This is a genomic window from Thalassococcus sp., from assembly GCF_982780845.1.
Map to the genome: position 1 here is coordinate 1 of NZ_CEYADA010000012.1, position 13,353 is coordinate 13,353.

Sequence of the window (13,353 nt, forward strand, 5' to 3'; positions counted from 1 at the left end):
CGCTTTCAGCCAGTATCGTGCCTCGGCCAGAATTTTCTGCGACTCGGCTTTGTCGGTGACCTCTCCTGTCTCGATCTGTTCCGCGAGCCTGTTAATTTCGCGTTTGATGCGTTTGAGCACCTTCCCAATTGCGTCGCGTTCGGTTTCCAGTTCAGAAAGCCGGTCGTCCAGCGTGATGATTGCCATGCCTCAGTTCTTTCCTTGATGAGCTCCGCCCGATCTCAAGGACCTGCCATCGTTGGACAGGATTTACCTTCCAGCATTTTGGGAAATTACGACGCAGGCACTGACAGCCCCTTACGGGACCGCCCTTAACCAACTGGTCGTTTTTCTTGAGAGTAAAAAGGGGCTTTGCCCCTCTTGGCCTCTGGCCAATTCACCCCAAGGTATTTTGGGACAGAAAATACGTATTAGAGCGGCCAGATCATCGGGATGATCAGGGCTGACAGGATGCCCACCGTCAGGTTCAGCGGCACGCCGACCTTCAGGAAGTCAGAGAACCGGTAGCCACCCGGGCCGAAAACCAGAGTGTTGGTCTGGTACCCGATAGGCGTCGCAAAGCTGCAGGACGCAGCGACCATGACCGCCACAACCAAAGGCCGCGCATCAACGCCCAACGCATCAGCCAGCGAAATCGCGATTGGCGTGACAACGACAGCGACGGCATTGTTGCTGACCATTTCGGTCAAGACAGATGTCAGGATAAAGATCGCCCAGATGACAAAGGCCCCGTGAAGTTGCCCCAAAAACGGCGCAACGGCATCCACGATCAGATCGACGGCACCGGTGCTTTGCAGCGCCGCACCCACGGCCAGCATCGCAAAAATCAGCGCCAGTAGCTGGCCTTCAACAAAAGAGAACGCCTCGTCCGCGTCCACACATCGGGTCAAAAGCACCACGGCCACAGCGATCACCGCGCAGGCCAGAATGGGCGCGACACCCAAAGCTGACAGAACGACGATTCCCGCCAAAGCACCCAAGGCAATCGGCGCATGGCCACGGCGGAACGCACGCGCAGAGGGCTGCGCCACATCGACCAAGGCCATTTCTTCGGCCAGACGTTGGATATCCGCAGGCGCGCCCTCCAACAGCAGCGTGTCACCGACGCGCACCACCAGTTCATCCAACTGACGCCCGATATTCTGGTTCCGACGATGCACCGCCAAGGGATAGACACCAAACCGGCGGCGCAAACGCAGCGCCCCCAAAGACCGGCCAATCATCTTACAGCCTGGTGTGATCAGCACCTCGACCGTGGTCGTTTCAACCGCCGAAACCTGATCCACGCGTTTCAGGGATTTATTGCTCTGCAGGCTTAGAAGCTCGGTCATCTGCGTCCGCAGAACCACGCGGTCACCAACCTGCAACTGCACGGCTTCAAGATTCCGACGCAACGACTGATCCCCACGGATCACGTCGATCAGACGCACACCATCACGTTTGAACAACTGAACGCTTAGAACATCACGCCCGATCAGGTTGGATTCCGGCGGAATGACCGCTTCGGTAAAGAACTTCATCCGGCTGCGGTCTGATGACAGCATACCAGCCATACTAACTCGATCCGGCAGCAACCACGGTCCGACCACCCGCAGATAGAACATACCCCAAATCACCAGCACGATGGCCAAAGGCGTGACTTCAAAAATGCCGAATGGCTCGATCCCGCGGGATCGCGCCACACCGTCCACCAGCAGGTTGGTCGAGGTCCCGATCAGGGTCAAAGTACCGCCCAGAATGGCCGCATAGCTCAGCGGGATCAGCAACTTGGACGGCGCCAAACCCAAAATCTTGGCCAGCTGCACAAAGATCGGCAGCATAACGACAACGACAGGCGTGTTGTTCATAAAGGCCGACGCCACCAGCACCAGCAACATGATACCGGCCATTGTGGTCTTGGGGTGGGTTGCCGCGCCTTTTTGCGCGTAATTCGTAAACGCCTCTAGCGCGCCTGTGCGCACCAAGGCCCCCATGACCAGAAACATCGCCGCGATGGTCCACGGCGCAGGGTTCGACAATACCGAAAGTGCGTCTTCATAGGGCAACAGCCCCAAGGCCAACAGAACCGCAACACCGCCGATCGCGACCACTTCGGTCGGATAAGCTTCGCTGACGAACAACGCGAACATCACCAACATGACGCCAAGCGCCAGATATGCCCCAAGATCCGGACTGATGTTCAGTAGTTCCATTCGGAGTGCATTCCTGCCTTATCGATCGCTCCATTCTGACGACTAGCACCAGACCACACAATACGACAAATGCGCGTCAATTCATGACAGGGCCGGATTGTTGCAGCCGTCCACCCTGACGCACCATCGCGATGTTCACGGCCTTACCGGTTCGGTCGTCTGTTTCCACGAATACGCCTGACAGGGTGGCCTCGCCCAAGGCGGGCTGGAACCGTGTCTTGGACATGCCCGTGATAAAGCGGCGCAGCGGTTCCGCCTTATCCATCCCGATGACGGAATCGTAATCGCCACACATGCCCGCATCCGTCAGGAAACCCGTTCCCTTGGACAGGATCTGCGCGTCACCTGTCGGCACATGGGTATGTGTACCAACCACCAGACTGGCGCGCCCATCACAGAAATGACCCATCGCCATCTTTTCGGACGTCGCTTCGCAGTGCACATCCACAAGGATCATCTGCGCCTGCCCACCCAAGGGATGTGCACGCAAAACCTGATCCACGGCAGAAAACGGATCATCAAAGGGGCGTTTCATAAACACCTGCCCCAGCACCTGAAGCACCAGAATTTTGCGACCCCGCGCATCGGAAAACAGCCGATGCCCGATCCCCGGCGCACTTTTCGCATAGTTCAGCGGGCGAATGATGCGGCTGTCGTCTTCGATGGCCTGCAGCATTTCCTTTTGGTCGAACGCATGATCGCCCAAAGTCACGCAATCCGCACCGGCAGCCAGAATGCCTTGCGCATGCGCCTTCGTCAGGCCCGCACCGTTCGAGGCATTTTCGCCGTTCACAACGACGAAATCCAATTTCCACTCTGTCCGCAGGCGCGGCAGATGTTCCTGAATGGCCTGCCGTCCGGCGCGGCCCATCACATCACCAAGGAATAACGTTCTCATGCACCGCTGACTATCGCCGCACAGGCAAAAAGCAAAGCGGGGAATTGGCGCAGGCGGACTGATCCCAAAAGTATATTACAGGTCACATTCGTATTAAGTTTTCATTTTGCTCTTCTTTTAGGCGAAAAATCTGCAACCATGTCTAAATGAAATGCGGTTTGAAAACTTTTCTCGTTCTCGCCGTGATAGCAGGAGGCCCCTGCACGGCGTCACCCAGTGCCGGATTTGATCCGGTACGGGCCTTTGCAGAATGCGCTGGGCGTCTGTCCGCCAAGGTCGAACACAGCTGGCTCATGGGCGGAAATGACGAAGAAGCACAGGTGCTTCGCGAAAGCTTTGTCGATTTGCTGGCCGCAATCCCCCACGACGTTCCCGGGCGCACAGTACTGGATTGGCGCATCCGCGCAAAACAGGATCAATCCCGCCTGTTATCCATCGCAACATTCCACCTTGACGATGCGCGCCGCACACAGGCCAAAAGCCGCGCGTTTATGCTTTCACAAAGCTGTTCCTCACTTTTGCTCGGCTAAAGCCCACCCACGGCCCAAGCGCGGCGTCTTTGCCTCTTGCCAATCGCTGTGACAGGGTGGACAACATGCCCCATGTCCACGCGTTCTGATAACCCCGCCGACCCGTTCAAAAAGGCGCTTGCCGAAGCAACCAAGGTCATGGCCAACGATCCCGAGCTGTCCGTCAGCTATACGGTCGATCCCTCTGGCCTGTCCGGCGAAGCCATGCGCCTGCCCCAAGTGTCACGCCGCATGTCCCGAGAAGAGGTCATGCTGGCCCGTGGCACAGCCGACGCTTTGGCAATGCACCGTCGCTATCACAATGCGCAGACACACGCGCGCTACGCCCCCGCAGGCGATCTCGCGCGCGAGATTTACGAATCCCTTGAAACCGCCCGCTGCGAAGCGATGGGTGCACGCGACATGCCCGGCACCGCTGGCAACATCGACGCCAAGATCAGCCATGACGCCCTGCGCAAGGGCTATGATCAGGTCAAGGATGCCACCGACGTTCCGCTCTCCGTCGCCGCAGGCTACCTTGTCCGCCATCTCGCCACCGGTCGCGACCTGCCCGATGCCGCGCAAAACGTCATGGACCTGTGGCGCAACCAGATCGAATCCAAAGCGGGCGTGACGCTGGAAGAGCTGCAGGAAAGTCTGTCTGATCAGGGCGAGTTCGCCAAAATGACCCGCAAGATCATTTCCGATCTGGGTTATGGCGACCAGCTGGGCGAAGACCCCGACGAACTGGACGACGAAGCTCAGGATCAGGCCGAAGAAGGCGCGGATCAGGAACAGGAACCCGATTCCACCGGTCAGGACGATCAGGGCGAAGACGAGGCCGACGCGACACCGGAACAAAGTCAGGAACAACAGCAAGACAGCGCTCAGGCGCAGGTCTCGATGGAGGATCTGGCCGATCAGGAACAGGGCGAAGAGGTCGAGATGCCCGAAGGCGAAGCGCCTTTGGAGCCGCCTGCCCCTCAGCCGATTTCCGATGCGGACCCGGATTACAAAGCCTACGACACCGAGTTTGACGAAATCATCGGTGCCGAAGACTTGGCCGACCCCGCCGAACTCGAACGCCTGCGCGCCTATCTGGACCAGCAGCTTGAACCGCTGAAAGGCGCCGTATCGCGTCTGGCCAACAAACTGCAACGCCGTCTTCAGGCCCAGCAGAACAGGTCTTGGGAATTCGATCTGGAAGAGGGCATTCTGGATGCAGGTCGTTTGGCCCGCGTTGTGTCCAACCCCACAACGCCGCTGTCCTTCAAGGTCGAAAAAGACACCGAATTCCGCGACACCGTCGTGACGCTTCTGCTAGACAACTCCGGCTCGATGCGCGGTCGCCCGATTTCCATCGCCGCGATCTGTGCCGACGTTCTGGCCCGCACGCTGGAACGCTGCAATGTGAAGGTCGAAATCCTCGGCTTCACCACCCGCGCATGGAAAGGCGGCCAGTCCCGCGAAAAATGGCTGAACGACGGTCGCGAACAGCAACCCGGCCGTCTGAACGACCTGCGCCACATCATCTACAAGTCCGCCGACGCCCCATGGCGCCGGACGCGGCCCAATCTGGGCTTGATGATGAAAGAAGGCCTGCTGAAGGAAAACATCGACGGCGAGGCGCTGGAATGGGCACACCGTCGTCTGGCGGGCCGCCACGAAGCGCGGAAAATCCTGATGGTGATTTCGGACGGGGCGCCGGTGGACGATTCCACGCTGTCGGTGAACCCTGCAAACTATCTGGAAAAACACCTGCGCGATGTGATCGCCATGGTCGAAAAGCGCAAACTGGTCGAACTTTTGGCGATCGGGATCGGTCACGACGTGACCCGCTATTACGACCGCGCTGTGACCATCACCGATGTGGAACAGCTGGCAGGCGCGATGACCGAGCAGCTTGCGTCACTGTTCGACAGCGACCCCCGCAAACGCGCCCGTGCCATGGGCATGCGTAAAGCATCGTAAAGGTTTCGGATCGGCTATGCCGATCCGACCGGCGCCTGATGACCTAACGGCCATCAGGCTTGGACGAGAGGCGCTGCCCCTCGCGCTCCCCGAGGTATTTGGGGAAAGGAAATATCTATTTAGGGGCTGACCATGTTCCAGAGTTTTGAAGAGACGTCCAATCCCGCCGCGGGTCCCGCCCGCTTGGCGGATTTGCGCGCTGTCATGTCGAAAGAAGGATTTGACGCTTTCATCGTTCCCCGCTCGGACGCGCATCAAGGCGAATATGTCGCCCCCCGCGACGACCGGCTGGCGTGGCTGACCGGGTTCACCGGATCTGCGGGCTTTGCCGTTATTCTGGCTGACCGTGCGGGCGTCTTTGTCGATAGCCGCTACAGGGTTCAGGTCAAGGCGCAAGTCGCGTCTGACTTCACACCAGTGGACTGGCCCGAGATTTCCCTGTCCGACTGGATCGCAGAACACCTGACGGGCGGTGTCGTCGCCTATGATCCATGGCTGTTTTCTGTCGATCAGTTGCGCAAGCTGATGAAGGACCTTCCGGAACATGACTTTCGCGCCACGGACAACCTGATTGATCGCATCTGGGAAGATCAGCCCGATGCACCGATCGGCAAGATCACAGCCCAGCCTGTTGAGTTCGCGGGCGAGGCGCATGACGAAAAACTAAAACGCATCGGCGCGTCCCTGAAAGCGGCCAAAGCCTGTGTCCTGACGCTGCCGGATTCCATCGCGTGGCTTTTGAACATTCGCGGCACGGACATCCCCCGCAATCCGGTCCCGCACGCCTTTGCGATCCTTAAAAACTCGGGCGACATCACGCTGTTTGTCGACGAACGGAAGCTTGGCCATTTGGGATCTGCGCTTGGCCCCAAGGTTACAATTGCCGCGCCGGATGCGCTGATCACGACCTTGGCCGGAACAGAAGGCCCCGTTCAGATTGATCCCGCCACCTGCCCCGTCGCCATTTCCAGCGTTCTGGCCGTATCCGACATCGCAACTACGGAAGCACCCGATCCTTGTCTTCTGCCCAAAGCCTGCAAGAACCCCACGGAAATCGCCTCGACCCGCGCAGCACATGCGCGTGATGGCGCGGCCATGGTTCGTTTTCTGGCATGGCTGGATCAACAACCGGCGGGCAGCCTGAGCGAGATTGACGTGGTCAAACAGCTTGAAGGCGAAAGACGCGCAACCAACTGTCTGGAAGATATCAGCTTTGACACCATCTCGGGCACCGGTCCGAACGGTGCCATCGTGCACTACCGCGTCACGGAAAAAACCAATGCGCGGATCGAAGACGGGCACATGCTGTTGGTCGACTCCGGCGGACAATATCGTGACGGCACCACCGACATTACCCGCACCATCGCCATCGGCACCGTGGGCGACGCAGAAAAGCAGGCCTTCACCCGTGTCCTACGCGGCATGATCGCGATCAGCCGCCTGAAGTTTCCCAAGGGTCTGGCCGGTCGCGATCTGGATGCCTTCGCCCGTGCGCCCCTGTGGGAAGCTGGCCTAGACTATGGCCACGGCACCGGCCACGGCGTCGGTGCGTTTCTGAGCGTTCACGAAGGACCGCAGCGTTTGGCCCGCACCGGCACGGTCCCGTTTGAACCCGGAATGATCCTGTCTAACGAACCCGGCTTCTACCGCGAAGGCGCCTATGGTATCCGCATTGAAAACCTGATCGTCGTAAAATCAGCCGATCCCGAACCAGACGCGACAATTCGCGACCTTTTGGATTTCGAGACACTGACTTACGTCCCTATTGACCGCCGCCTGATCGTAGCCGACATGCTTACCGCGCCTGAACGCGCGTGGCTGAACAGCTATCATGAAACGTGCCGGAATACCCTGTTGCCGCTGGTTGATGACACTGCGGCACAATGGCTCGTGAATGCGACGCAGCCGATTTGATACCGCAATGTCATAAAACGCGGGCAGGACAACAACAGACTAGAGGGAGATTATTATGACTACAGATATCAAAATCAGACCGGCGGATGGCACTTGGGTGGTGCGTGCAGGTGGCGCCGTTCTGGGCGAATCTTCCAATGCTCTGGAGCTGACAGAAGGCGATCTGCCCTTCGTGATCTATTTCCCGCGCAATGACATCGCCATGGCGCTGCTTGATCGCACAGATCACACCACCGAATGCTCGAAAAAGGGTACGGCAAACTACTATTCGATCATGTCCAAAAGCCGCACTTACGACAACGCGGTCTGGACCTACGAAAATCCGGCGGCAGACGTGGCCGAGATCAAAGACTATCTGGCGTTCACCGTTCAGGACGGCGTCAATGTGGAACAGCTGTAATCAGCTGTGTTCCTCTTCGGCCGTAGCCGCCAGCGCGCGGTTATAGGCCTTTAACGCATCGACATGAAACAGAGCACCAACAAGAACGGGTTGGCCGGTTTCATTGTCGATGTCGGCGACAGGCAGAAACGCCACGCCTGACTTCTCAAACATCGGCAGCGCTGTTTCCAAGGTCGCAGAGGGCTGCAGAAACAGGTTCTGGTCAATCATCCGCAGACAGGCCTCTTCGTCGGCGGCGCCGATTTCGGTCGGTTTGCGCATGACACCCGCCATTCTGAACATCGCCAGAAGATAGGCCTGCGGGCCCGCCGCCAGATGCACGTTGCGACGCTCAAGCTGCGTCAGGAAATAGCTGCGATCCACCAACCGCGATGCAATCGCTGTGGACATTGACACCGACACCATCACGGCCAGACCGGTCTGCCAGTCTCCTGTGAGTTCGAACACAATCAAAGTAGTGGAAATCGGCGCGCCCAATACGGCAGCCGCTACAGCCCCCATCCCAGCCAACGCGTACAGCGTTGCAGAGCCGGACTGGTTCGGGAAAAAGCCTGTGGCGATCATGCCAAAGGCCAAACCGGTTAGTGCGCCGATCATCAAGGACGGGGAAAAGACACCGCCGCCCATACGGCCACCCACGGTCACAGCCACCGCCACAACCTTCAGCATGGCAAACACCACCACCTCATGCAGCAACAGCGATCCGGTCAGCGCACGCGAAGTGGTCTCATAACCAACACCAATGATATGCGGGAACCAGATCGCCATCGCCCCCAGCAACACGCCCGCTGCCGCAGGACGCAGCCAGTTGGGCAGGCCCAGCTTTGATTGCCACGCGCTGCCCAGATCATCGGCCCAGAACACAGACCGGATCATCACAACCGCCACCAGCCCACACACCAGTCCTAGGATAAGGAACGCTGGCAGCTCCAGATAGAATTCGACCGTGGTCGTTCCGGGCAAACTGAATTCGGTCACGTCGCCAAACGCCAGCCGGTTGATCACCGTGCCCGCCGCGCTGGCGACCACGATGGGCGCGAAGGCGTGCAAAGCAAAGTGACGCAACACGACCTCAAGCGCGAACAAGGCGCCTGCGATAGGTGCGTTGAAACTGGCGGAAACGGCAGCAGCCACAGCGCATCCCAGCAGATCACGCCCCGTGATACCATCCGCACGGATCAAGTTGGACACCCAGCTCGACATCATCGCCGCGATATGAACGACCGGCCCTTCACGACCGGATGATCCCCCTGTCGACAGCGTGATCCATGAACACAACGCCGACGCGATACCTGCCTTCTTCTCGACCCGACCATCGTTCAGCGCCGCGCCTTCGATCACGTCGGACACGCTGCGCACACGGGCATCAGGGGTGAAAAAATGCAAGATCAAACCAACAACAGTGCCACCAAGGATCGGGATCAGCATCACCAGATACCACGGCAACGTTTCGGCAAAACTGTGCAGCGTGTTCACATCGGGTGTGCCGTAAACCAGCGTCTGCAACCACTCGATCCCGAGACGGAAACACAAAGCCGCAAAGCCAGCCGCGATGCCGATGGCCAAAGCGATAAACCAGAACTGGATCTGTCCGGGGCCTTCATGACGAAGCAAATCCCAGCCGCGCCCACAGTTTCGGGAAAATTCCCCCCACTGCTGCTTGATCAAGGATGTGTCCGCCATTCCGCGTGTCGCCAAATCTGAATAGATGAGTCCTATAGTTCCTTACGCCAAGTCACTCGGCGGTCCAAGGTAAGCTGCCGTAAAAAACGGCAGAAATCCCGTTGTGATTAAGAGATGCGCAAATTGTAGGGGGCCGTTCGGGGCGTTTTAGCCCTTCAGCAACGCCCGTGCAGCGCCGCGCGCTTCTTCTGTGACGGTATCGCCGGAAATCATCCGTGCGATTTCGTCTTCCCGTTCGCCGTCATCCAACGGCGTGACCGTGGATGTGGTCACGTCATCCTGAACACGCTTTTCAACGCGCCAGTGATGCGCACCAAGTGCAGCCACCTGCGGCGAGTGAGTAACGACCAGAACCTGCTGACCTTCCGCCAGCGCCTTTAGACGACGGCCCACGGCATCCGCGGTGGCCCCACCGACGCCACGGTCGATTTCGTCAAAGATCATGGTCATGCCCGCACCGGGTTCCGACAGGCACACCTTCAAAGCCAACAAGAAACGGCTCAGTTCCCCGCCCGACGCGATCTTGGCCAACGGCCCCGCAGGCGCACCAGGGTTGGTTGCCACGGTAAAGCTGACAGCGTCGCGGCCCTCGGGCCAGTCCGGCGCATCCTCGATCAAGGTCTGGAAAACCGCGCGCTCCATTTTCAACGGAGCAAGCTCTTCCGACACGGCCTTGTCCAACGCTTTGGCCGCCGTAACGCGCTTGTCATGCAATGCTGTGGCCAGATCCGCATACCGCGCCTCGGCCGCTTTCAGAGCCGCCTCAAGCGAGCCGATATTCTCAGCCCCCTGATCCAGCGCATCCAGCTTGCCGCGCAGCGTGTCGGCAAATCCGGCCAATTCATCCGGCGCGACCTGATGCTTGCGCGCCAACCCGCGGATTGCGAACAGGCGTTCTTCTGTCTGCTCAAGCTCGTGCGGATTGAACGTCAACTGGTCCAGCGCGGCTTCAACACCGCTGACTGCATCGCCCAATTCCACCATCGCCCGTTCAAGCGCCGCCATCGGCGCATCGACCAGACCTTCGGCCTTGTCCGTCACGCCTTCCAACCAACGCAGCGCGTCGCCCATGGCGTTTTCCGCACCATCCGAAAGCGCCTGACCTGCCCGCATCACATCATCGCGGATACGTTCAGCCGCCTGCATCCGGCGGCGATCACTATCCAGCGTCGCCTCTTCACCCGCTTCAGGCGACAGTGCATCCAACTCGCCCACAGCATGGCGCAGAAACTCTTCCTCTGCCTGCACCGCCTCGAGATCAGCCTGCGCCTTATCCAAGGCCTTCTGCGCATCGCTACGTGCCCGCCATGCCGCACGCAGCTCTGCCAGATCGCCTTCAAGACCGGCATAGGTATCCAGCAACACGCGATGCCCTTTGGGGTTCAGCAAACCACGATCATCATGCTGACCGTGCAGTTCCACCAGCCGTTCCGACAACTGGCGAAGCACCTCACCCGAACAGCGGCGGTCATTAACCCATGCTGTCTTGCGCCCGTCCTTGGTGTTCACGCGACGCATGATCAGTTCATCGGACGCAGGAATGCCCACCTCTTCCAGAACCTCATGCACAACATGGTCATCCGGCAGATCAAACACCGCCACGACCTCGCCCTGATCAGCGCCCTGACGCACCAGTTCGGCACGCCCGCGCCAGCCCAAAACAAAGCCCAAGGAATCCAGCAAAATCGATTTACCCGCGCCCGTTTCACCGGTCAGCACGTTCAGACCCGGCTGAAACTCAAGGTCCAGTCGGTCGATGATCAACATGTCACGGATTTCAAGCGCTCTGAGCATGACAGCACACGTTCTGGCAGAAGGACGAAACCGCCCCGAAAATCAGAGCCACTGGCCCTTGATCATCTGACGGTAAATCTGGCGCAACCAACTATCGCCCGCGGCTTCAAGCTCCAACCCACGGCCCGTCAGCAGCTTATAGCTGTCTTCGTACCATTCGGTGGACTGGTAGTTGTAGCCAAGGATCGCACCAGCGGTCTGTGCCTCATCGGTCAGACCCAGCGACAGATAGCTTTCGACCAGACGATGCAGCGCCTCGGCGGTATGCGTAGTTGTCTGGAAATCCTCAACCACAACACGGAACCGGTTGATCGCCGCCGCATAGTGTTCGCGCTTCAGATAATAGCGCCCGATTTCCATTTCCTTGCCTGCAAGGTGGTCAAACGCCAGATCGAATTTCAGGATCGACGACCGCGCGTATTCGCTGTCGGGATAGCGTTCGATCACGGCACGCAGCGATTGAAGCGCTTGGAATGTCAGACCCTGATCGCGACCGACCTCTTCGATCTGGTCGTAATAAGACAGTGCCAACAGATACTGCGCGTAGGCTGCGTCATCTTCCAGAGGATAGAAATCGATATAGCGCTGCGCTGCTGCGCGGCTGTTCTCGTAATCCTTATCCTTATGATAGGCGTAGGCCTGCATGATCAACGCACGCTTGGCCAGATCGGAATAAGGATAAAGCCGCTCAACCTCAGAGAAGAAGAACGCCGCATCATCTTCTTTGCTGCGGTTCAGTTCGAACTCACCGCGTTCAAAGATTTGCTCTGCCGTGAAACTTTCCATCGGCTGGCCGTTCGGAGCACTGCGCCCATCGGGCCCACCATCCCCACAGCTTGCCAGAAAACACGTCACAAGAACCGCTGCGATCCCCGTTCTCCGTGTTGTACCGCCCACCATGCTCGACCACCCTCGGCTGTTCCTTCAAGGCGACAAGCGCCCCGTTCGTTCATGGTCCTAGCACAGAAAATTCCGGTGCAAAACGGCTTTGAACAATTTTGGCGATCACAAGCGTGACCTGTGTCAGGCGACCTCGGGAATTTCCTCGGGCAGAACGCCAACACCGGGCATTTTTGCACGAATATCGCCGGTGCACTCAATCATTCGGAATGCGCTTGGCGTGCTGAAAAGCGCGTGCAGCAACATATTTGTGATCGCGTGGCCTGCCTTATGACCCTCATAATGACCAAGGATCGGCGCACCAGCCAGCATCAGGTCACCCAAAGCGTCCAGCATTTTGTGGCGCACGGCCTCGTCGGCGTGGCGCAAACCACCCGGCGACAGAACCTTGTCACCATCAACCACAACCGCGTTTTCCAGCGTACCGCCAAGGGCCAGCCCTTGCTCGCGCATCGCTTCAACATCGCTGTTGCGGCAGAATGTACGGCTGTCACACAGTTCACGCACAAAGGTGCCGTTGGACATATCCAGCGACTTTTCCTGTGTGCCGATGGCTTCATCCGCAAATTCGATACGGAACGTCATGCGCGGTGTGTCAGCAGGCGACAGACGCGCCCAACCGGACGCCGTGTGCACCTGAACAGTCTCGATGATTTCCAGAACGCGCAGAGGCGCTGCCTGACCGCGCAGACCTTTGTCCAGAATGGCGGTGACAAAAGGAACCGCACTTCCATCAAGGATCGGAACCTCAGGGCCGTCAATTTCGATCAGGGCGTTGTGCACACCGCAACCCGCCAAAGCGGCCATGACATGCTCGACGGTCGAAACCGACGCACCAGCGCCATTCACCAGTCGCGTGCAAAGCGGAGACCGTTCGACCGCGTCCCAAAGCGCAGGGATAAGAGCATCACCAAAACGGATGTCGGTGCGTTTGAACCAGATGCCATGCTCGGCCGCAGCCGGACGAATCGTCAAACGCGCCGGCTTGCCAGAATGCAAACCAACTCCATCAAATACGATTGGACCACGAACGGTATGTTGCAAAAGTCACCTCTAATCGACCTACGCAAGACGTACGATTCCGCACACATC

General features: G+C 58.7%; 11 protein-coding genes. 4 read left to right on the forward strand and 7 right to left on the reverse strand.

Annotation, left to right across the window (positions count from 1 at the left end):
* The 3 genes from AC4FIA_RS13345 to AC4FIA_RS13355 all read right to left on the reverse strand — a co-directional run.
* Positions 1 to 186 (reverse strand): hypothetical protein (locus AC4FIA_RS13345; RefSeq protein WP_490366263.1); only part of this gene is annotated, 186 nt, incomplete at its 3' end.
* A 224-nt stretch (positions 187 to 410) separates the two neighbouring features.
* Complete coding sequence (locus tag AC4FIA_RS13350) at positions 411 to 2,192, reverse strand: SLC13 family permease (RefSeq protein ID WP_490366264.1); 1,782 nt, start codon at positions 2,190 to 2,192, stop codon at positions 411 to 413.
* A 76-nt stretch (positions 2,193 to 2,268) separates the two neighbouring features.
* A complete protein-coding gene (locus AC4FIA_RS13355) occupies positions 2,269 to 3,090 on the reverse strand; it encodes a TIGR00282 family metallophosphoesterase (RefSeq protein ID WP_490366265.1) in 822 nt (273 codons plus the stop codon).
* A gap of 158 nt (positions 3,091 to 3,248) precedes the next feature.
* On the opposite strand from AC4FIA_RS13355, the gene AC4FIA_RS13360 reads away from it, so the two are divergent.
* The 4 genes from AC4FIA_RS13360 (at position 3,249) to AC4FIA_RS13375 (ending at position 7,884) form a co-directional block, all read left to right on the forward strand.
* A complete protein-coding gene (locus AC4FIA_RS13360; RefSeq protein ID WP_490366266.1) occupies positions 3,249 to 3,620 on the forward strand; it encodes a hypothetical protein in 372 nt (123 codons plus the stop codon).
* Positions 3,621 to 3,692: 72 nt separating this feature from the next.
* Complete coding sequence (gene cobT / locus AC4FIA_RS13365) at positions 3,693 to 5,570, forward strand: cobaltochelatase subunit CobT (RefSeq protein WP_490366267.1); 1,878 nt, start codon at positions 3,693 to 3,695, stop codon at positions 5,568 to 5,570.
* A 132-nt stretch (positions 5,571 to 5,702) separates the two neighbouring features.
* Positions 5,703 to 7,484: an aminopeptidase P family protein gene (locus tag AC4FIA_RS13370; protein WP_490366268.1), complete on the forward strand. Its 1,782-nt coding sequence runs from the start codon at positions 5,703 to 5,705 to the stop codon at positions 7,482 to 7,484.
* Between the two features lie 55 nt (positions 7,485 to 7,539).
* On the forward strand, positions 7,540 to 7,884 hold the full coding sequence (locus AC4FIA_RS13375; RefSeq protein WP_490366269.1) for a DUF427 domain-containing protein: 345 nt from the start codon (positions 7,540 to 7,542) through the stop codon (positions 7,882 to 7,884).
* Here AC4FIA_RS13375 and AC4FIA_RS13380 read toward each other — a convergent pair whose 3' ends face one another.
* The 4 genes from AC4FIA_RS13380 to lpxC all read right to left on the reverse strand — a co-directional run bounded on the left by AC4FIA_RS13380 (position 7,885) and on the right by lpxC (position 13,305).
* Positions 7,885 to 9,567 carry a chloride channel protein gene (locus AC4FIA_RS13380; protein ID WP_490366270.1) on the reverse strand — a complete coding sequence of 561 codons (1,683 nt, stop codon included), beginning with the start codon at positions 9,565 to 9,567 and terminating at the stop codon, positions 7,885 to 7,887. It abuts the gene before it with no gap.
* A 147-nt stretch (positions 9,568 to 9,714) separates the two neighbouring features.
* Positions 9,715 to 11,361, reverse strand: a complete 1,647-nt coding sequence (gene recN, locus AC4FIA_RS13385; protein WP_490366271.1) for a DNA repair protein RecN — start codon at positions 11,359 to 11,361, stop codon at positions 9,715 to 9,717.
* Positions 11,362 to 11,403: 42 nt separating this feature from the next.
* Positions 11,404 to 12,261 (reverse strand): outer membrane protein assembly factor BamD, encoded by an 858-nt coding sequence (locus AC4FIA_RS13390; protein WP_490366272.1) that lies wholly within the window; start codon positions 12,259 to 12,261, stop codon positions 11,404 to 11,406.
* Positions 12,262 to 12,384: 123 nt separating this feature from the next.
* Complete coding sequence (gene lpxC / locus AC4FIA_RS13395) at positions 12,385 to 13,305, reverse strand: UDP-3-O-acyl-N-acetylglucosamine deacetylase (protein ID WP_490366273.1); 921 nt, start codon at positions 13,303 to 13,305, stop codon at positions 12,385 to 12,387.
* Positions 13,306 to 13,353 lie beyond the last annotated feature (48 nt).

Bases quoted from the DNA above. Each gene is read 5' to 3' on its own strand.
- AC4FIA_RS13350 (WP_490366264.1), bottom strand. From the start codon at position 2,192: ATGGAACTACTGAACATCAGTCCGGATCTTGGGGCATATCTGGCGCTT.
- AC4FIA_RS13355 (WP_490366265.1), bottom strand. From the start codon at position 3,090: ATGAGAACGTTATTCCTTGGTGATGTGATGGGCCGCGCCGGACGGCAG.
- cobT (WP_490366267.1), top strand. From the start codon at position 3,693: ATGTCCACGCGTTCTGATAACCCCGCCGACCCGTTCAAAAAGGCGCTT.
- AC4FIA_RS13370 (WP_490366268.1), top strand. From the start codon at position 5,703: ATGTTCCAGAGTTTTGAAGAGACGTCCAATCCCGCCGCGGGTCCCGCC.
- AC4FIA_RS13375 (WP_490366269.1), top strand. From the start codon at position 7,540: ATGACTACAGATATCAAAATCAGACCGGCGGATGGCACTTGGGTGGTG.
- AC4FIA_RS13380 (WP_490366270.1), bottom strand. From the start codon at position 9,567: ATGGCGGACACATCCTTGATCAAGCAGCAGTGGGGGGAATTTTCCCGA.
- recN (WP_490366271.1), bottom strand. From the start codon at position 11,361: ATGCTCAGAGCGCTTGAAATCCGTGACATGTTGATCATCGACCGACTG.
- AC4FIA_RS13390 (WP_490366272.1), bottom strand. From the start codon at position 12,261: ATGGTGGGCGGTACAACACGGAGAACGGGGATCGCAGCGGTTCTTGTG.